The 19104-nt window shown below is 63.0% G+C and carries 16 protein-coding genes; 12 read left to right on the top strand and 4 right to left on the bottom strand.

The annotated features are described in order from the left end of the window. Positions 1-197 precede the first annotated feature (197 nt). Positions 198-1772, top strand: a complete 1575-nt coding sequence (locus tag QOC89_RS00390) for an amidase (protein WP_416340314.1) — start codon at positions 198-200, stop codon at positions 1770-1772. 71 nt (positions 1773-1843) lie between these two features. On the opposite strand, the gene QOC89_RS00385 is transcribed toward QOC89_RS00390, so the two are convergent. From QOC89_RS00385 to QOC89_RS00375, 3 genes are all read right to left on the bottom strand, one after another. Then, complete coding sequence (locus QOC89_RS00385) at positions 1844-2155, bottom strand: high-potential iron-sulfur protein (protein WP_154558896.1); 312 nt, start codon at positions 2153-2155, stop codon at positions 1844-1846. A gap of 264 nt (positions 2156-2419) precedes the next feature. After that, the gene (locus QOC89_RS00380; RefSeq protein WP_323043204.1) at positions 2420-3526 is read right to left on the bottom strand and encodes an NAD(P)/FAD-dependent oxidoreductase; all 1107 of its coding nucleotides are present in this window, start codon (positions 3524-3526) and stop codon (positions 2420-2422) included. Between the two features lie 430 nt (positions 3527-3956). Beyond that, positions 3957-4934: an AAA family ATPase gene (locus QOC89_RS00375; RefSeq protein ID WP_323043203.1), complete on the bottom strand. Its 978-nt coding sequence runs from the start codon at positions 4932-4934 to the stop codon at positions 3957-3959. 294 nt (positions 4935-5228) lie between these two features. On the opposite strand from QOC89_RS00375, the gene QOC89_RS00370 reads away from it, so the two are divergent. Together QOC89_RS00370 and QOC89_RS00365 are read left to right on the top strand one after the other, a co-directional pair. Next, positions 5229-5735, top strand: a complete 507-nt coding sequence (locus QOC89_RS00370) for a hypothetical protein (RefSeq protein ID WP_323043202.1) — start codon at positions 5229-5231, stop codon at positions 5733-5735. 102 nt (positions 5736-5837) lie between these two features. Then, positions 5838-6635, top strand: coding sequence for an endonuclease/exonuclease/phosphatase family protein (locus tag QOC89_RS00365; RefSeq protein ID WP_323043201.1), 798 nt, complete (start codon positions 5838-5840; stop codon positions 6633-6635). Position 6636: 1 nt separating this feature from the next. On the opposite strand, the gene QOC89_RS00360 is transcribed toward QOC89_RS00365, so the two are convergent. Then, positions 6637-7617 carry an aldose 1-epimerase gene (locus tag QOC89_RS00360; RefSeq protein ID WP_323043200.1) on the bottom strand — a complete coding sequence of 327 codons (981 nt, stop codon included), beginning with the start codon at positions 7615-7617 and terminating at the stop codon, positions 6637-6639. Positions 7618-7957: 340 nt separating this feature from the next. Between QOC89_RS00360 and QOC89_RS00355 the strand changes: the two genes are divergently transcribed. The 9 genes from QOC89_RS00355 to QOC89_RS00315 all read left to right on the top strand — a co-directional run bounded on the left by QOC89_RS00355 (position 7958) and on the right by QOC89_RS00315 (position 19038). Continuing rightward, complete coding sequence (locus tag QOC89_RS00355; protein WP_323043207.1) at positions 7958-9010, top strand: LacI family DNA-binding transcriptional regulator; 1053 nt, start codon at positions 7958-7960, stop codon at positions 9008-9010. 117 nt (positions 9011-9127) lie between these two features. Then, complete coding sequence (locus tag QOC89_RS00350; protein WP_323043199.1) at positions 9128-10147, top strand: ABC transporter substrate-binding protein; 1020 nt, start codon at positions 9128-9130, stop codon at positions 10145-10147. Between the two features lie 329 nt (positions 10148-10476). Beyond that, complete coding sequence (locus QOC89_RS00345; RefSeq protein WP_323043206.1) at positions 10477-12042, top strand: sugar ABC transporter ATP-binding protein; 1566 nt, start codon at positions 10477-10479, stop codon at positions 12040-12042. Continuing rightward, positions 12032-13060 (top strand): ABC transporter permease, encoded by a 1029-nt coding sequence (locus QOC89_RS00340; RefSeq protein WP_323043198.1) that lies wholly within the window; start codon positions 12032-12034, stop codon positions 13058-13060. Before QOC89_RS00345 ends, QOC89_RS00340 begins: the two co-directional genes overlap by 11 nt. A gap of 36 nt (positions 13061-13096) precedes the next feature. Next, entirely contained in the window at positions 13097-14056 is a 960-nt protein-coding gene (locus QOC89_RS00335; RefSeq protein ID WP_323043197.1) for an ABC transporter permease, read from the top strand. Between the two features lie 586 nt (positions 14057-14642). Further along, complete coding sequence (locus QOC89_RS00330) at positions 14643-15413, top strand: ferredoxin--NADP reductase (protein WP_074285705.1); 771 nt, start codon at positions 14643-14645, stop codon at positions 15411-15413. A gap of 434 nt (positions 15414-15847) precedes the next feature. Beyond that, a complete protein-coding gene (locus tag QOC89_RS00325) occupies positions 15848-16684 on the top strand; it encodes a sensor histidine kinase (RefSeq protein ID WP_323043196.1) in 837 nt (278 codons plus the stop codon). 10 nt (positions 16685-16694) lie between these two features. Further along, positions 16695-17351: a response regulator transcription factor RqpR gene (gene rqpR / locus QOC89_RS00320; RefSeq protein ID WP_323043195.1), complete on the top strand. Its 657-nt coding sequence runs from the start codon at positions 16695-16697 to the stop codon at positions 17349-17351. Between the two features lie 295 nt (positions 17352-17646). Then, positions 17647-19038, top strand: coding sequence for an amino acid permease (locus QOC89_RS00315; RefSeq protein ID WP_323043194.1), 1392 nt, complete (start codon positions 17647-17649; stop codon positions 19036-19038). Positions 19039-19104: the final 66 nt, after the last annotated feature.

The raw sequence follows: 19104 nt of genomic DNA, 5'->3' as shown, positions 1-19104 counted from the left end.
GACACGCGGTCGTCACTCGCAACTTCACCCGCCTCCTGTCACTCGCGCCTGGAGTTCACACTTCAATCGGCGCCTGTAACTCGCACCAGTGCTGGGTTACTCTCTCGAAGACGGCGCGCCATGGCGCGTCGTCTTCTTCCATGCTTATCGATGATCCGGGGACGATGGGACGTCCGGCAAAGCCGTTCATCGTTCGCATGGGCAACCGGCAAATCCAACACTCAACAATCGATAGAGAGGGCCCCTCCGTCGTGCAATCAGACTATCTCGCCCATGACGCCATCGGCCTCGCCGAACTGGTCCGAAGCCGCGAAGCAAGCGCGCGCGAGTTGCTGGATATCGCGATCTCCCGCACCGAGGCCGTCAATCCCGCCATCAACGCGATCGTCCTGAAGGACTACGACGCCGCGCGCCAGCGTGCCTCGCTCGACGATGCAAACCGAACGAATGGCGCGAACCATGCGGACGGTGGAAGCGCGCAAGCCGCCCTCGCGGGCGTGCCCTATCTGATCAAGGATCTGGGGGCAGCGGTCGCCGGGCTGCGCATGTCGATGGGCAGCCGCCACTATCGTCATTTCATTCCTACCCAGGACGCACCGGTCGTCGCACTCGCGAAAACGGCGGGCCTCAACATCTTCGCCAAGACCAGTACCTCGGAACTCGGTCAGATGCCTTATACGGAGCCCGAACTGTTCGGCGCGTGCCGTAATCCCTGGAATCTCGACCACACGCCTGGCGGTTCAAGCGGCGGTGCGGCGGCTGCGGTCGCCGCGGGCATCGTGCCACTCGCGCATGCATCGGATGGCGGCGGCTCGATCCGCATTCCCGCTTCATGTTGCGGGTTGTTTGGCCTCAAGCCTTCCCGCGGGCGTGTACCACGCGCGACGCCGACCGCCGCGGCCGGTGAGCTCGGCATCGATCACGCGGTATCGCGCAGCGTGCGCGACAGCGCGCTGCTGCTCGATCTGTTGTCTGGCAACGCGGACAGACCACTCGGCGCGCCGGGCACTTTCCTCGGTGCAAGCCTCGAGCCATGCAAGCCGCTGAACATTGCCTACGTTACCGATTCGATGCTGGCGCCCTCGCTCTCCGCCGACTCGCGCGCTGCGCTCGAAGACGCCGCGCAACTCGCCAGCTCGCTTGGCCATAACATCGAACCGGTGTCGCTCGGCATCGATTTCGCAGCGGTCCGCCATGCGTTCCTGATGCTGTGGTCGGTGACGGCTGAAGAACTGGTGTTGAACGCCGATCGCATCACCGGCCGCAAACCGCTGCGCGACGAATTCGAAATTTCCACCTGGGCCATGGCGCATGTCGGCCGCAAACTCGGCGAGCGTGGCTTGCCGGGCGCGCTCGAAGAACAGCGACGCATCACCGAACGCCTCACCGATTTGCTGAGCCGCTACGACGTGCTCCTGTGTGCGACGCTCGCCGGCGCCCCGATCAAGATCGGCGAAATGCAGCCGACCTCCGCCGAGCGCATGCAAATGCGCGCCGTCACCGCCATGCCACTCGAACCCTTGCTGAAGAAGCTGCTCACCGAAGCGTCGAACAAGGCGTTCGCGTGGGCGGGATGCACGGAGTTGTTCAATCTGAGCGGACAACCGGCGATGTCGGTGCCGCTGTACTGGAACGCTCGCGGGCTGCCTGTCGGCGTGCAGTTCGCCGCGCGTAACGGCGGTGAAACCACGCTGTTGCGACTCGCCGCGCAACTCGAAGCGGCGCGGCCGTGGTTCGACAAACGGCCGCCGTTGATGCAGGCGCGCAGCTAGACGAAAGGGTGCCGCGACGTTGCGGCGATTTGCCGCGCCACCGTGCGTGCGGGCGGGCGGCCCAAACGCAATCAGGCCTTCTTGTTGTAGGCGCTGCACCAACCCGTGCTCGCGACCTGCTTGCCCGCGAACATCGGGCAGCCGGCGTACGGATCGGTCGGCTTACCCTGGTAGAAGCTGCAGTTGCCGCAGTCCTGGCCTGCTGCGTACTTCGCGAACTTCGCCTTGTCGACCTTGCTCGCGTCGGCCTTGTAGCCGAGTGCTTGCGCGGTCGGATCGGTCTCGGCGACTTTCGGTGCGTCGGCGAAAGCCTGGCGCGACAGCGCGAAGGTGGATGCCACACCAATACTGGTGATCAAAAACGTTCGACGGGAAGACTTCATGGGGACTTACTCCATTGTATTGAGCGGATCGCCGTTCTAGTGACAGCGCTTTCCAAGGATAGCAATGAAGCCGTCGCGCGTGAGCGCCCAAATGATAGAGATAACCGAATTTGTACTGCTCCGCGCCCGAAAGCCGGGCGCGGAAGGTGGGTTGTTCACATGAGACGCGACCGCGCCATGAGAGTCCGTGGGTATGGCGGCTAAGTGCGCCCGCGAAGTGTGCCGCTAAGAGTGCCCGCTAAGTGCGCCCGCTAAGAGTGCTCGCTAAGCGCGCCCGCTCAGTTCGCAGACTCGTTGCGCGATCGCCAGCGACGCCGTCAATCCCGGCGACTCGATCCCGAACAGATTGACGAGCCCCCGCACGCCATGCGCGGCCGGACCTTGAATCACGAAGTCGGCGGCGGGCTCGCCTGGGCCGGAAAGCTTCGGACGAATCCCCGCGTAGGCGGGCTGCAACGCATCGTCAGGAAGCGCGGGCCAGTACGCGCGAATCGCCGCGTAAAAGGAATCGGCACGGCGCGGATCGACGTCGTAATTGATCGCATCGACCCATTCGACGTCAGGACCGAAGCGCGCCTGGCCGCCGAGATCGATCGTCAGATGCACGCCGAGACCGGCTTCGTTCGGCATCGGATAGATCAGGCGGCTGAACGGCGCGCGCCCCGAAATGCTGAAGTAGTTGCCGCGCGCGAGATAAAGCGGCGGCACATGGCGCGCGTCCAGACCGCGGATCTTGCGTGCCAGCGCGTTCGCTTGCAAACCAGCGCTGTTGATCACGCACGCGGCGCTGATCGTGGTTGGCGTGCTGCCGCCCACTTTGATGATGAAGCGGCCGTTGCTCGCTTCGATCGCCTCGACCGGCGCATGGAACGCACACACCGCGCCGTCACGCTCGGCGTCGCCCTGAATCGCCAGCATCAACTGATGACTGTCGACGATGCCCGTCTGCGGTGAGAACACCGCCTCCACGCATTCGAGCGCGGGCTCGAGAGCCTGCGCCTGGTCGCCGTTGATCCGCATCAGATCGAGCACGCCGTTGTCGCGGCCCTTCGCCATGATGCTTTCGAGCTGAGGAATCTGATTGCGCGAGGTGGCCACCAACAGTTTGCCGCAACGCGAATGCGGCACGTTGTGCTCGACGCAGTAGTCATAGAGCAACTCGCGGCCCCGCACACAGAGCGCTGCTTTCAGCGAACCGCGTGGATAGTAGATTCCCGCGTGTATCACTTCGCTATTGCGCGAGCTGGTGCCCACGCCGATCGCTTCGGCCGCTTCCAGCACGATCACTTCGCGCCCGCGCGCCGCCAGTGCGCGTGCCACGGCGAGACCGACCACGCCTGCGCCGATCACTACACATTCGATTTGATCCATGTCCCTTGACGCGGCTGACTTCGCCGCGCGCTACCTCGTTCAGCCGATATCGATAAAGACAGGATGCGGTTATCGAGAACCGCACACCGCTCGCTGTCGAACGCACCCTGCCCTGATGGAACCGCTTTGCAAAATTGTACGACGCTGCACAGACAGAAATGCCCGCAGTCGTGCGACTGCGGGCATTCTGTCTTGAGCAAATCTTGAACGTCTGGGCCTGAGAGAGCCAGTGTACGCCGTCGAAGGTCGCCGCGCTCGACTCTTCATGCAAGCGGGGCGGTGCGTCGCGGGATTCGGTGACACGCAGATGCACTTCGCACTTCGCAACAATTGTCGAAGCATTCATCCTATTTTCGGTATAGAAGCCCGATTTTGTGCCCTGAAAAAGCCTTGCAGCAGTAATTTTCAGCCAAAAAACAGGGAAAAAACCTCAAAAACCGATCGGTTTTCGACGATTTCCGTAATCCAGCCGAATGTCAGCGCCGTCGACCTGATCGCGGCCGGCAATCCGCGCCGCGCCGAATCCATTCAGAATCGCGCGCCGCATTTCACGCGGCGATGCCCGCTTCAGCGCGTCGAGCGCCGCGTCGCCGAGCGTTTCGGGAAAGCGCAGACCCCAGTTATGCGCTGAGCGAATCTCGCCATAGATCGATTGAGCGATACGGCGGGCGCCGTCATGATCCGGCGGCGGAATCTCGTAGACGTTCATCCGGTTCAGGATCGGCTCGGGAATCGAGCGCTCGTCGTTTGCGGTCGCGATCCAGATCACGTGGCCGGCATTGATCGGAATCTCGGCGAATTCGTCGGTGAAGGTTTGCGCCGTATCGTGCTCAAGCAGCGCGTAAAGCGCGCCAAGCGGATCGTATTGCGAATCGCCGCTGGCCTTGTCGATTTCGTCGACCGTGATCACGGGGTTCGCGTAGCTGCCGTTCACGAGCGCATCGAACACCTTGCCCGGCTTCGCGTTCTTCCATTGCGACGAGGCGCCCGAAAGAATCCACCCCGCCGTCAGTGAACTCATCGCCACGTATTGATAGGCGGTGCCGAGCAGGCGCGCCAACTGCTTGGCAAAGTGCGTCTTGCCGATGCCGGGGTCGCCGAGCAGCAGCATTGGCATCAGTTCGAGCCGGTCTTCGGTCTCGAGACACAGGGCGACCTGCTTGCGGATGTCGTCGAGCGGCGCTGAAAAATTGGGCAGCGCGTCGATCAGATCGTCGATCGACGGCATCCGGTTCGGCTTGACGCAGAAGCGCAGATTGCCGGTTTTCAGCATCTTTTCGTAGGTGGTACGCAGCGCTTCGTTTGCGCCTTCGCCGAGATCGTTCAGTGCGGTCTCGACCTGATCGAGGTCGTACACCCGACTGAAAGATGCCACGGCGATTTCCTGTTTGACCATTGCTGTCGTCATCGCTCATCCCGTCTGACTGGTCTTGCTGCGGCGGCGCCTCGCGGGCGCCGTTTCAAGTCCAGTGTAACGAGGCCATATTCGCGTGCAAGCCAGCAGTCGTGCGGCTCTGCTGCTAACAACGGCCGGTTTCCGGCGACCTCCGGCAGAAGTGCCCGCGGAGCATTCCTTGTCCTATCCGAAATGCTGTATTGCTGAACCCGGCCCCGTTTGACGTGTCAGAAAAGCGTTCAGCCCATCAGGCGTAAGATGGCCCTCTGACAACTCGGCCGGACGCAGTGACCGGAGAATCCTTCTATGTGGAAAACCAGTATCGTTGCCGTGCTAGCCACCGCGCTGTCCGGCACTTCGCTGCTCGCGAACGCGCAACAGGCGTCGGCGCAACAGGTCGTGCAATGGCAATTGCAGGTGATACGCGACGGCCAGCAGATCGATTCGTTCGACGGCACCACCACCGTCGGCCAGGCGCGCACGGACACGCATCACAAGATGGTGCAGCATAACGTCGGCTGTAAAGACCAGCCGGGCGGCAGCATCGATCTGGCGCGCACGCTAACCGTCTCGCCGCTGCAGGCGGATGCGAATGCGGTCACGCTGTCGATCGAAGCCCAGGAAACCTTCGAGGAAAACACCGCGCAGCAAACCGATACCGGCTGCAAGCTGCCGCCGCAACCGCGTCAGGTCAGCGCGAGCCATCCGGGTCTGAGGGTGCCGGCCGGGCAGTGGGCCAGCTGGACGATCGTCGACAAGGATCCGAACCTCGTTTATCGCGTGCATGCGAGCCTGGCGAACAGCTCGAATTGACACAAACCCGCGCAAACCCGCGCGGATCAATGCGAATTGCGCAGACAGCTGGAACCGAAGCGAACAACCGAAGCCCCCAACAGAACACGTGGACAACGCGGCATGCGAAACCCAGAAGAATTGATCCGCGAGAGCGCAGCGCCCAAGGATTTCATTGCGGTGAGCTGGAACCTGCATAAGGGCCGCACACCGCTCGGCTTTCAGGCCTGGCAGGCCATGCAACGCTGGGTTCAGTCGACCCACGCGGACGCGTATTTTTTGCAGGAAGCGATGGCCCGGCGCATGCCCTCGCCCATCCTGGCAAGCACTTTCGGCTCACCGCTCGCCGATCCGTTGAGCGATGTCTGGCATTGCCAGGCCACCGAAATCGCCCGCGCGGCCGAACTCGAAATCGCGCTTGGGCCGAACGTGTTCAAACCGTCGTGGCGGCATGGCAATGCGATTTTGTCGCCGCATCCGCTCGATCTGGGCGGCCGCTGGGACATCTCCGCGCACCGTTTCGAAAAGCGCGGACTGCTGGTGGCGCGGGCGATCTTCGGCGGTCATTCGGTCACGCTGCTGTGCGCGCATCTCGCCCTCACGCGCTCGGCGCGCCTGCGGCAGATGAACTGGATCGCGAACTGGATCGCGAAGGAAGCGCCGGAAGGTCCGCTGGTGCTGGCCGGCGACTTCAACGACTGGCGCAACGACTCGGTGCCGCTGTTCGCCGAGCACGGCCTGCAGGAAGTGGCGACGCTGCTCGGCGAAGCGGGCCGCACGTTCCCGGCCTTCTCGCCGGCGCTCGCGCTCGACAAGATGTTCGTGCGCGGCATGGAGCCGGTCGAATGGATCCAGCCGACGCAGGAGACTGCGTGGCTGTCGGATCATTTGCCGTATATGGCACGGTTGAGAGTCGAGTGAGCTAGCCGCGGCTCGGCGTCCAGGTCAGCGCGGCGGCGATCTCTTCGCCCGGTTGCAACACGCAGCCGCCTACGTGCTCCTGCATATCGACCGTGTTGAAACAATCCGTGGTGTTCGTCACCGGTTCCACGCAGAGTTGTGGGTCGTTGGCGGGCGCAAATACCACCATGTGATCGAAGGGCGCATCGGCGGTCATTGTCAGCTGACGGTGTTCGTCCGGCCATGCGATCGTCGCCTCGCGCGACCAGTTGGCGAAATTATTGTCGAGATCGAACGCGTCGGGCGACATGCCGTGACGCAATGCCTCGACGGCGGGATGCGGGCCAAGATGCGTGGGCAGCACGTCGGCGTCGGCATGCCACATGCCTTGCACGTCGGCGTAAACGCGGGTCTGCGCGGTGCGCGGATAGTACGGGTGATGACCCATGCCGAAGGGCATCGGCCGCTCGCCTAGATTCCGCGCGGACATCACGATACGCAGCGCGCCGTCGATCAACTCGATGCGCTGCTGCGCGCGATAGCGAAACGGCCAGTCGCCGGGCCGCCGCGCATCCGGTTCGTGCTCGAAGTGCAATTCCACCGTGCTCTCCGTGCGCGCCCCAACCTTCCACGGATGCCGCCACGCATTGCCGTGTAGTGCGTGCGCAAAACGCAGATCATTGCCGCTCAGATCGACCGTGTCGCCGTCGAACTGGAAGCGCGCATCGCGGATCCGGTTGCAATAAGGAAAGAGCGGAAAGCTCGCCATGCGCAGCGGGTCGCGTTCGTCGAATGCCGCCTGGATGGCCGGCCGCAGCCAGTGCAGAAGACCTGCGGACGTGATCTCGTAGTACGCGGCCAGCGCGCCGCCAATTTCAGGCGCGATCACGACTCGCATGGCGCCTGCCGTCAGCGTGACAAGCGTCCGCGCAATCAGAGGGTCGTCGAGCCACGAGCGTTCGGTTGCGAGCGGCCGGAGCGAATTCAGGGAAACGTCGCGCATGGTCAGAAAAGGCGGCGCCTCAGGCGGCGGGCGGCATGAACGCGCATCAATATCTCCTATGACCGTGCCGCGTACAGCACGCGGCCGGCGAACCGTCTGGGTCCGCGCGACCGAGAATCGCACGACAAAGCACATCGGTCAATATTATTAGTAATAAATTTCGCCGAAACCAGTCAGACTATGCCTTATCAAAACTCCCAAATGGCGGGTTAGCGGGCGTTGCCGCGCGCATATTATTAGTGGTACCGTCGAGACCACCCATGCCACCGGCATGCTCCTGCTTTCGCGCCGCCGCAGCGCGGCCCGCACAATGAAAAAATCGACTCAACGCCGTCCCACCATGACCGATATCGCCAAGCTCACCGGCGTGTCGCAATCGACTGTCTCGCTGGTGCTGAACAACGCGACCGGCGCGAAATTCTCCGAGAGCACCCGCAACAAGGTGCTGAAGGCCGCGCACGATCTGGGCTATCGGCTTTCGCTGCGCGAACCGGTGTCCGCTTCGAACGATGAACGCAACCTGATCGTCTATCTGGCCGACGAAATCTCGACCAGCCCGCATCCGGTCGTCAACATCGACGGCGCGCGCGACGCCGCCTATGCGAGCGGCAAGATGCTCGCCGTCTACTCGACACACGGCAACGCCGACATCGAAAAGCAGGTGCTGGACGCAACGCTGTCGAATCCGCATGTATTCGGCGTGGTCTACGCGACCGTCTACACGCGCAAAGTCACGCTGCCGGCAGCCCTCTCGCAGGTGCCCACGGTGCTGCTGAACTGCTACACGAGCGAGGGCGGGCTCTCATCGGTGGTGCCCGCCGAGGTCGCGGGCGGCCATCTGGCGACCGACTATCTGCTGCAGTCGGGGCATCGGCGAATCGGCTATATCAACGGCGAACCCTGGCAGGACGCCTCGAAAGACCGCCTCAAGGGCTACCGCACCGCGCTCGCCACCGCCGATCTGCCGTTCGCGCCGGAACTGGTGCGCGACGGCGACTGGAGCTCCGGTCTCGGCTTCGAACTGACGCTCTCATTGATGCGCGAAGCCAATCCGCCCACCGCGATTTTTTGCGCCAACGACCTGACCGCCATCGGCGCGATCGAGGCGCTGAAACAACTCGGCCATCGCGTCCCCGAAGACGTGTCGGTGCTCGGCTACGACGACCAGGAAATCGCCCGCCATACGCATCCGCCGCTCTCGACGGTGGTGTTGCCGAACTACGAATTGGGGCGCTGGGCCGTCGAAACTCTGCTGCAAGAAGAGCAAAACCGCGCCGCCCGCGCGCCGGTGCGGCATCGCATGGTCAAGCTCGATGGCCCGCTTGTCGAACGCGCGTCGGTCAGGGTAATTACCGAGGCAAAACAGCCAGTAATTAATATTATTAGTGATTGACCGATAATAATTCTGAGTGGAATAATCGGCACGTCCGGCCATGGCGAAACAGCGCCGGCCGGCAGGAGAAACACTAAAAGCAAATACACCTACCTCACCAGGTACTGGAGGAAGACAATGGCGTCGCTCAACACGCAGTCGCGCAGGCACGTGCGCAAGCAGCAGATTCGTCCGCTGGCAGGTTCGCTGCTGGCTCTGGCCATCGGTTTCGGCGTCGCCACGGCGCATGCTGACGACGCGCTGCCGAAGCTGCCCACCAAGACTCCGCTGAAGGTCGGCTTCGCGCAGACGGAAAGCAACAACCCGTGGCGTCTCGCGGAGACCAAGAGCTTCAAGGACATCGCCGCGAAGTGCGGCTGGCAGTTGGTCATGACCGACGCCAACAGCTCGAACTCCAAGCAGGTTTCGGACATCCAGAACATGATCGCGCAGCACGTCGATCTGCTGGTGTTCCCGCCGCGCGAAGAAAAACCGCTTGCGCCGATCGTGCTGCAAGCTAAAAAGGCCGGCATTCCGGTGATCCTGGTCGACCGCGACGTCGATCAGTCGGTGGCCAAGGCGGGCCGCGACTACATCACCTTCATCGGCTCGGACTTCATCGATCAGGGCCATCGCGCCGCTGACTGGCTCGTCAAGGCGACCGGCGGCAAGGCGAAGATCATCGAACTCGAAGGCACCACCGGCGCCTCCGCGGCGAACGATCGCAAGAAGGGCTTCGACGAAATCATCGCGAAAAATCCGGGCATGACGATCATCGCTTCGCAAAGCGGCGACTTCGCACGAGACAAGGGTCGCCAGGTGATGGAAACGCTGTTGCAGGCGCATCCGGACGTGACCGCCGTCTACGCGCATAACGACGAAATGGCGCTCGGCGCGATTGCCGCGATCAAGGCAGCCGGCAAGCAGCCGGGCAAGGACATCCAGATCGTCACGATCGACGGCACCAAGGGCGGCATGGACGCGATCGCGGCCGGCGAACTCGGCGCGAGCGTGCAGTCGAGCCCGTTCTTCGGCCCGCTCGCGTGCGACGTCGCACAGCGTTACGCGAAGGGCGAAAAGATCCCGACGTGGGTCAAGGTGTCCGACCGCTTCTACGACAAGAGCAACGTGCAGCAGAACATGCAGTACGGCTATTGATAGCGAAACGATAGCGCAACACTGCTGCTTCGCAGGACGTCCCCGCTCCGAATCGGTCTCCTCGGGGGGGCGGGCGACGGGAAGGGTTCGGAGCGACGCGTTCGTGGCAGCACGGGCCGTCGCTTCGCTTTTATGCGGCGTAACATGGGTCCGCATGATTCGACGATGCGCCTGCATGGAAACCCGAACCAATCGCCACAGCAGCTCGCACCTGCAACGCATGCAGCATTCGCAGCACATGAAGCAGCACACGCCTCAGGAGGACACCCGTGACGGAATCCGCCAAAGAAACGCCACACTCTCCCCTCACCCGTTCGCCGCTGCTGGAGATGCAGGACATCGGCATCAGCTTCGGCGGCGTACCCGCGTTGCGCAGCGCCAATCTGAGCGTCGCGGCCGGCGAAGTGCATGCGCTGATCGGTCAGAACGGCGCCGGCAAATCGACCATGATCAAGATCCTGACCGGCGCGTATCGGCGCGGCTCGGGCACGGTGCGCTTCGAGGGCCAGGAGGTCGATTTCCGCACGCCTAAACAGGCACGCGAAGCCGGCATCAGCACGATCTATCAGGAGATCAATCTGGTGCCGTTTCGCTCCGTGGCGGAGAACATTTTCCTCGGCCGCGAGCCACGCCGTTTCGGCCTGATCGACTGGCGCGCGGTGCAGCAGCGCGCCGCCGCCCTGCTCGAATCGTTCGGCTTGCAGATCGATGTGAAGAAACCGGTCAGCCGCTATTCGACCGCGATCCAGCAGATGGTGGCGCTGGCACGCGCCGTGTCGTCGGATGCGAAGATGGTCATCATGGACGAGTCCACCTCGTCGCTCGATGAACGCGAAGTGGAATTGCTCTTCACCGTGGTGCGCAAACTGCGCGACGACGGCCGCGCGGTGATCTTCGTCTCGCACCGGCTCGACGAACTGTATGCGCTATGCGACCGTGTCACCGTGATGCGCGACGGCCAGACGGTCGCGCAAAGCACGATGGCGGACATGGACAAGCTGCAACTCGTCACCACGATGCTCGGCCGCACGCTTGCCGCCGTCGTGCAGGACGACACCGCCGCACGCGAAGCGCATCTGGCGCGGCGCGGCAAGCTCGCAATCGCCGCAAGCCACCTCAGCACGCACCCGAAGGTGAGCGACGTCTCACTCGAAGTCCATGCGGGCGAAGCGGTGGGTCTCGCCGGCCTGCTCGGCTCGGGCCGCACCGAAACCATGCGCCTGATGTTCGGCGCCGATCCGCTCGCACAAGGTTCCTTGTCGATTGGCGGCGAGACAGTGGCGCTGAAGTCGCCGCAGGATGCGATCGCACGTGGCTTCGCCTACCTGACCGAGGACCGCAAAGCCGAAGGCATCGTCCCCGAGCTCTCGGTGCGCGACAACCTCACGCTGGTCTGCTTGCGCACGCTGGCGAAACACGGCGTGGTCGACGTGAAGAAACAGCAGGCCATCGTCGAGCGCTTCATTGCATCGCTCGGCATCAAGCTGCGCTCGCCGGATCAGCCGATTCGCGAACTCTCGGGTGGCAATCAGCAGAAGGTTCTGCTGGCGCGTTGGCTGGCCGCCGAACCCTCGCTGCTGCTGCTCGACGAACCGACGCGCGGTATCGACGTCGGCGCCAAAGCCGACGTGGCGAAAATCGTGCGTGAATTGCGCGACGCGGGCCTCGCCGTACTACTATCCGCATCGGAACTCGAAGAACTGACAGCGGTGGCCGACCGCGCGGTGGTGATTCGCGACGGCCGCACCGTCGCCGAACTGAATGGCGCCGACATGAGCGAGACCGCGATCATGGACGCCATCGCCTACGGCAGCGAAGGCCAGTCGCAATTGGCTGAAGCCGCCCAGTCCGCCCATATCGAAGACGCGTTGGAGGGCGACCGTCATGGCACTTAAGTTGCACACCGAGTCGCTGCACAACGAAACCGCAGCGCCGCTGCCGGCCGGTGCCGCGCCACGCGCGACGGCCGCGTCGACGGTGAAGAAATGGCGCCACCTCGCCATGCAACGCGAAGTGATCGTGCTGCTCGCGATGGTGCTCTTCAACCTGATCTTCACGCCGCACTTCTGGTCGCTGCAAACCTTCAACGTCAACATGACGCAGGTGGTGACGATCGTGATCGTCGGCATCGGCATGACGCTGGTGGTGGCGACGGGTGGCATCGACCTGTCGGTGGGCGCGTCGATGGCGATCTCGGGCGCGCTTGCGCCGATGCTGTTCCTGAATATTCCGGGGCCGGGCGGCATTGCGCTCGCGTTCGTGCTGCCGGTGCTGGCGGCGGCCCTGTGCGGCGTCTTCAATGGCTTGCTCGTGACGAGGCTATCCGTCCAGCCGATTGTCGCGACGCTGGTGCTGTTCATCGCCGGGCGCGGCATCGCCCAGGTCGTCACGGATGGCAGCTTGCAGGCGTTCAACACGCCCGCGTTTCAGTGGATCGCATTGGGCAAGGTCGCCGGCGTGCCGTTCCAGGTGCTGCTGATGCTTGCGCTAGTCGTGCTGTTCGCGTGGATCGTGCGCAAGACCCTGTTCGGCCAGTATCTGCTGATCACCGGCGGCAACGAAAAGGCCGCCTATCTGTGCGGTGTGCCGACGGCCACCGTGAAGTTGATCGCGTACACGCTGTGCGCCGCGCTCGCGGGCCTGGCAGGGCTCATCTCGATCTCCGTGAATTCGTCGTCCGATGCGAACGTGGTGGGACTCGGCGTCGAACTCGACGCGATCGCCGCGGTGGCGGTCGGCGGCACGGCGCTGACGGGCGGCAAGGCGTATATCGGCGGCACACTGATCGGCGCACTGATCATCCAGTTGCTGCGCTATACGTTGCTCGCGCACGGCATTCCCGATGCGGCGGCGCTGGTGGTGAAGGCCGGCATCATCGTCGCCGCGGTGTATGTGCAGCGACGCTCGCGCTAACCCTCACGCTTCAGGGACCCTCCCGGATTCGATGCGATGAAAAAGAACCTTCCTATCCTGCTTGCGCTGGTCGCGCTGATCGTGCTCGGCCTCGTGCGCTACGATCATTTCGGCTCGGCCTACAACATCACCTCGTTCTGGCGCTACAACTCGATGTTCGCGCTGATCTCGATCGGCATGGCCTTTGTGATCATCACGGGCGGCATCGATTTGTCGGTTGGTACGGTGGCCGCGCTGGCGAGCGTCGTCGCCGCGTTGACCAGCGTCTACGGCGGCTGGGTCGCCGTCGTGTCCGGTTGCGCGGCAGGCATGGCCGTCGGCGTGCTCAACGGCCTGATCATCACGCGGCTGAAAATCCTGCCCTTCATCGTGACGCTCGCGACCAGCCTCGGCGCGCACGGCGTCGCGCTGCTGCTGGGCAAGAACGACGCGGTGTCGATTGCCGCCGACTCGAACTTCGGCAACTTTGGTCAAGGCGATCTGTTCGGACTGCCGATCCCGGGGATCGTGGCGGTGGTCGCCGCCGTGGCCGGCTGGCTCGCGCTGCGCAGCACGCGCTTCGGGCGGCATTCGCTGGCAATCGGCGGCAGCGAGGAAGCGGCGCGGCTGATGGGCCTGAACGTCGACCGGACTTTGGTGATGGCTTATGCGGTGAGCGGCCTGCTCGCCGGCATGGCGGGCGTGATCCTCGCTGCGCAGTTCGGCGCGGGTCAACCGAACGAAGGCGTCGGCTGGGAGCTCTTCGCGATTTCGGCGGTGGTGCTCGGCGGCACCTTGCTCACCGGCGGCGAAGGCTCGATTGCGATGACGATTGCCGGCGTGCTGCTGCTCGGGCTGGTGTTCAACCTGCTGAATTTCGAGAACGGGCTTGGGTTTATCAGCCTCTCGGCGTACTGGCAGTCGGTGATTCGTGGAGTGTTTCTGCTGTTGGTGATCGTGTTGCAGGCAAGAGTGTTGAAGCAGCGCGGCAAGAAGCGTGTGGCGGCCCCGGCGTAATCAGATTATGAAACGCTGAAATCCTTATATCTCAGTGACTCCCGGCGATTTTCCAGAACACCGAAACACCTTTGTGTACCAAAACTGCATGGTGCGACAGCCCGAGCAAAAATGAACCCGCCTGGTCCGCGCGTCGAGCCTCGGCGGTCGCATCTCGCCACCTTTCGCTCCCAATTCCGCTGCTTTTGCCAGTTTTATCAGCAGGGTCAATGCTGCGGCGCACGGCGTGTTTCGGTATCATCCTGAAAATGTTGCCCGCGCGGCGCGCCTATCCGGCGCATGCCGGACAGCCGATGGCAGCCGCCCTGCGCGGCTTTCGCCCATCGCCGAACCCTTGTTGAAGCACGGCTGCAGTCCCGCCAACGTACATCGCGGTGCCGTTCGTACCGACACCGGCGCGAACGCTTGCTGGTCCGGTACCCCGCTTCACCACGCTCAACCGCCGCGCCGCAGCCCTCGGGCAGCGGGCGCGGTAAAATAGCGGATTGCGCGTGATTCCCGAGCTCGGGTTAGCGCAGCATTGCCCTTGCCGTGCCGGCCGGCTAAAACGACTGGCCGCCTTTGTTTTCGCACTATCCAAGAAGCCATGAGCAACCTGAATTCACAAACCGTCCTGAGCGTCCATCACTGGACCGATACGCTTTTCAGCTTCACCTGCACGCGCGATCCGTCGTTCCGTTTCGAAAACGGCCAGTTCACGATGGTGGGCCTCGAAGTCGACGGCAAGCCGCTGATCCGCGCCTATAGCCTCGCGAGTGCGAACTACGAAGAGCATCTCGAATTCCTGAGCATCAAGGTGCAGGACGGCCCGCTCACGTCGCGCTTGCAGCATCTGAAGGTCGGCGACGAAGTCCTGATCGGCAAGAAGCCGGTCGGCACGCTGATGGCCGACAACCTGTTGCCCGGCAAGACGCTGTGGCTGCTGTCCACCGGTACGGGTCTCGCACCGTTCATGTCCATCATCAAGGATCCGGACATTTACGACCGCTATGAGCGCGTGGTCCTGACGCACACCTGCCGTTTCGTCGACGAGCTGGCTTACAAGGAATACATCACGGATCACCTGCCGGCACACGAGCATCTGGGCGAACTGGTGCAGGAAAAGCTGCTGTATTACCCGACCGTGACGCGCGAAGCGTTCCAGAACCGCGGCCGCATCACCGAACTGATCGAAACCGAAAAGCTGTTCGCCGACCTCGGCGTGCCGGGCTTCTCGCTCGAAGACGACCGTGTGATGCTGTGCGGCAGCCCGCACATGCTGCGCGACACGCGCAAGCTGCTCGACGACCTGGGTTTCCAAGAAGGCAGCAACAATGCGCCGGGCCACTACGTGGTCGAAAAGGCCTTTGTGGGCTAAGCGCGCGTCCACATTGAGCGGCTCATGCCGCCTGGTCAGCAGAAAAGGAGCCTTCTGGCTCCTTTTCTATTGGCAGTTACAAATCGGCGTTCTTGTTCTAACATTTAGCGTCGGTATTCTTCCTACAAATGCGGCGTTACCCAACGTCAACCATTGCATGAAACATTGGCGCTAACCCTTGGTGCGCCTGCATTTATTCTTCTTATGAGATATCATCGCGGCGCACGAACAGCTGTTTGACCTGTTGGTCATGGGCGATCGACTTTGTTACCGAATGTAAATTTCGTTACGCTACGCTGTAGCGATTTGTCCGTCGCCCGCACCACGCGCCGAGGACATCACTCGAGGCCAGAGACTCGCATGCGTTCTTTTGTCTTCGCGCCGCCGATGCGCAACCGTTTCGCCGTCCACCTTGCTTCCTGAGAGGGAAAGTCATGGATACGTCGACTGTCGTCCCGTTCAGCCCCCACAATCCGCCTGCTCCCGCACACACGGCGCCGCAATCCGCTGCTGAGCGGGAGCTCGTGCAATTGCGCGCTCGCGTGCGCGAACTGTCCGCCGAACTTGTTCAGGCGCAGGAAGCTGCCTGCCGTCATGTGGCGCGCGAGTTGCACGACGGCGTGGGCGCCGAGTTGACCGCGACGCGCTTCGCGCTTGCCGGCGTCGAAACCTGGCTGCCCGCCAATGCGCCGCCGCAGTGCGCCGCCGCGCTCGCCGTCGCGAATCGTTCGCTCGACGCCGTATACGCCGCGAGCCAACAGGCCGTCGCGGAACTGCATGCGCCATCGCTCGAAGCGGGCATCGTCGGGGCGCTGGCGCAATGGACCGGCGACTTCGCCGCGCGCACGAACCTGCGCACGAGTTTCGTCTGCGCCGCCGATGTGCGCCTCACCCGTTTGCCCACCGACGCGGCGCTGGCCGTGTTCCGGGTCGCCCAGGAAGCGTTGAACAATATTGCCAAGCACGCCCGCGCCGAATCCGCCGACGTGCGGATCGAAGCCGGCCGCCGTAACCTGACGCTGATCGTCAGCGACGACGGCATCGGCATGACGCGCGAGGCCCGCAGCCGTCGCGGCCATTTTGGCCTGAGCGGCATGCAGGCGCGCTGCGCCGCCTTCGACGGCACGTTGCGAATCAGCGCCCGACGGGGCGCCTCATTCCGTTGCGACAGCGGCAAAGCACCGCGCGGCACGATCGTGCGGGCACGCTTTGCATGGGATGCGATGCTGGCCCTCGCGCCGGGCGCCGCACGTCGCGCGCTGCAATCGTGAGCACGCGATCATGAGTTTGCGCATCCTGCTCGTCGACGACCACGCGGTGGTTCGCCAGGGCGTCCGCCAGTTGCTGCTCGACCGGGGCGTGGCGCGCGAAGTGACCGAGGCGCAAAGCGGCGCCGAAGCGCTCGAGGCTGTCGCCCAACACAGTTACGACGTGGTGCTGCTCGACATTTCGCTGCCCGACATGAATGGCGTCGAAGTGCTCAAGCGACTGAAGCGCAAAGCGCCGCGCGTGGCCGTGCTGATGTTCTCGATGTACCGCGAGGACCAGTACGCCGTACGCGCGCTGAAGGCCGGCGCCGTCGGCTACCTGTCGAAAACCGTCGACGCCGCGCAGATGATCGGCGCGATCCAGCAGGTTGCCGCGGGTCGCAAATACGTCAGCCCGGCGATGGCCGAAGCGCTGGCGGACTATGTCTCCTTCGACGGCGAACAATTGCCGCACGAAAAGCTCTCCGACCGCGAATACCAGACGCTATGCATGCTCGCGTCCGGCAAGCGGCTGACGGATATCGCCATGGCGCTATCGCTATCGGTGAAGACGGTCAGCGTGTACCGCACGCGACTGCTCGAGAAAATGAAGCTACGCAATAACGCCGAACTGACGTTCTATGTGATGAGCAACCGTCTCGTCGATCTGAATCCGGCGATGGCCGGCTGACGTTCACTTTCCCTGATGGCTGAATAGCGCGCGCTTGCCTGCAACGAAAGGGCAGGAGCGCGAGTTCCCCGATTTGGGGCGTGCGGCGGATGAAAGTGTTTCGGCCGCTTTTCGGCCGCGTATCCTGCTCAGACAAAAGCCCGTATGCAAGGGGCATGTGCCACGCATGTTCCGCCTTCCCCTGCGACGATTAAAACATCGTCCCAAAATGGTGCAGCGGCGTGCTTCCGTTAAAATCCAGGGTTTCCCCGACATTCGGCGCGCAAGATGCGTGCACTACTGGAGACCCACGCCAATGTCCCTGTTTCGCAAAAAGAGCGTCGAGCACATGATTGCCGCGAGCGCCCAGAACGCCGGCCTGAAGAAAGCGCTCGGCGCGCTCGATCTGACTTTCCTCGGCGTCGGCGCGATTATCGGCACCGGTATTTTCGTGCTGACCGGCACGGGCGCCGTTCAGGCCGGTCCGGCGTTGATGGTCTCGTTCCTGATCGCTGCGCTTGCCTGCGGGTTCGCGGCGCTTGCCTATGCCGAGTTCGCGTCGACCATTCCGGTCGCCGGATCCATCTATACGTATTCGTACGCGACGCTCGGGGAACTGGCCGCGTGGATCATCGGCTGGGATTTGATGCTGGAGTATGGGTTGGCAACATCGGCGGTGTCGGTCGGCTGGTCGGGCTATCTGCAATCGCTGCTGTCGGGCTTCGGCGTGAGCTTGCCGGTTGCGCTGACGGCGGCGCCGGGCGCTTTGCCGGGGCATGAGACCTGGTTCAACCTGCCCGCTTTCCTGGTGATGATGGCGATCACGGCATTGTTGTCGCTCGGCGTGCGTGAGTCCGCGCGGATCAACAACATCATGGTGGCGATCAAGGTGATCGTGGTGCTGTTGGTGATCGGCGTGGGTGTTTTCCACGTGACGCCGGCGAACTGGCATCCGTTCATGCCGAATGGCTGGAACGGGGTGTTCGGCGCGGCGGCGGTGATGTTCTTCGCGTTTATCGGATTCGATTCGGTGTCTTCCGCGGCGGAAGAGGTGAAGGACCCGAAGCGCGATTTGCCGATTGGGATCATTGCGTCGCTGGGGGTGTGCGCGGTGCTGTACGTGGCCGTGGCGGCTGTGGTGACCGGGATTGTGCCGTCGGCGCAGTTCGCGAATATTTCGCATCCGGTGTCGTATGCGTTGCAGGTGGCGGGTCAGAAGTGGGTCGCGGGCTTTATCGACCTTGGCGCGGTGCTGGGCATGCTGACGGTGATTCTGGTGATGGCGTATGGTCAGACGCGGGTGATCTTCGCGATGTCGCGGGATGGGTTGTTGCCTGCGCGGCTTTCCCGTGTGCATCCGAAGTTTGCTACGCCGTTCTTCACGACGTGGCTGGTGGGGATTTTCTTCGGGTTGATTGGCGCGCTGGTGCCGTTGAATGTGCTGGCTGAGTTGATCAATATCGGCACATTGGCTGCGTTTTCGATGGTGTCGATTGCGGTTCTTGTTTTGCGGAAGACGCATCCTGAGTTGCCGCGGGCGTTCCGGTGTCCTGGCGTGCCGGTGGTGCCGGTGTTGGCTGTCGCCTCTTGTCTGTTTTTGATGGTTAATCTTCAGGCGGTCACCTGGGTGGCGTTTGTGGTTTGGTTGCTCATTGGGATGGTTATTTATTTTGGGTATTCGCGGCGTCATTCGAAGTTGGCGAAATAATTAAAAGGTGGTTTTTTGCCTGCGCGGCGCTTGTTGTCGGTTTGCCTGCGGCGTTGGGCTTTGTTG

Origin of the sequence: Paraburkholderia sp., assembly GCF_034668105.1 — a bacterium.
GTDB lineage: Bacteria > Pseudomonadota > Gammaproteobacteria > Burkholderiales > Burkholderiaceae > Paraburkholderia.
This window is presented reverse-complemented; position numbering and strand designations above follow the sequence as displayed.

Bases quoted from the DNA above. Each gene is read 5' to 3' on its own strand.
- QOC89_RS00390 (WP_416340314.1), top strand. From the start codon at position 198: ATGGGCAACCGGCAAATCCAACACTCAACAATCGATAGAGAGGGCCCC.
- QOC89_RS00385 (WP_154558896.1), bottom strand. From the start codon at position 2,155: ATGAAGTCTTCCCGTCGAACGTTTTTGATCACCAGTATTGGTGTGGCA.
- QOC89_RS00380 (WP_323043204.1), bottom strand. From the start codon at position 3,526: ATGGATCAAATCGAATGTGTAGTGATCGGCGCAGGCGTGGTCGGTCTC.
- QOC89_RS00375 (WP_323043203.1), bottom strand. From the start codon at position 4,934: ATGACGACAGCAATGGTCAAACAGGAAATCGCCGTGGCATCTTTCAGT.
- QOC89_RS00370 (WP_323043202.1), top strand. From the start codon at position 5,229: ATGTGGAAAACCAGTATCGTTGCCGTGCTAGCCACCGCGCTGTCCGGC.
- QOC89_RS00365 (WP_323043201.1), top strand. From the start codon at position 5,838: ATGCGAAACCCAGAAGAATTGATCCGCGAGAGCGCAGCGCCCAAGGAT.
- QOC89_RS00360 (WP_323043200.1), bottom strand. From the start codon at position 7,617: ATGCGCGACGTTTCCCTGAATTCGCTCCGGCCGCTCGCAACCGAACGC.
- QOC89_RS00355 (WP_323043207.1), top strand. From the start codon at position 7,958: ATGACCGATATCGCCAAGCTCACCGGCGTGTCGCAATCGACTGTCTCG.
- QOC89_RS00350 (WP_323043199.1), top strand. From the start codon at position 9,128: ATGGCGTCGCTCAACACGCAGTCGCGCAGGCACGTGCGCAAGCAGCAG.
- QOC89_RS00345 (WP_323043206.1), top strand. From the start codon at position 10,477: ATGCAGGACATCGGCATCAGCTTCGGCGGCGTACCCGCGTTGCGCAGC.
- QOC89_RS00340 (WP_323043198.1), top strand. From the start codon at position 12,032: ATGGCACTTAAGTTGCACACCGAGTCGCTGCACAACGAAACCGCAGCG.
- QOC89_RS00335 (WP_323043197.1), top strand. From the start codon at position 13,097: ATGAAAAAGAACCTTCCTATCCTGCTTGCGCTGGTCGCGCTGATCGTG.
- QOC89_RS00330 (WP_074285705.1), top strand. From the start codon at position 14,643: ATGAGCAACCTGAATTCACAAACCGTCCTGAGCGTCCATCACTGGACC.
- QOC89_RS00325 (WP_323043196.1), top strand. From the start codon at position 15,848: ATGGATACGTCGACTGTCGTCCCGTTCAGCCCCCACAATCCGCCTGCT.
- rqpR (WP_323043195.1), top strand. From the start codon at position 16,695: ATGAGTTTGCGCATCCTGCTCGTCGACGACCACGCGGTGGTTCGCCAG.
- QOC89_RS00315 (WP_323043194.1), top strand. From the start codon at position 17,647: ATGTCCCTGTTTCGCAAAAAGAGCGTCGAGCACATGATTGCCGCGAGC.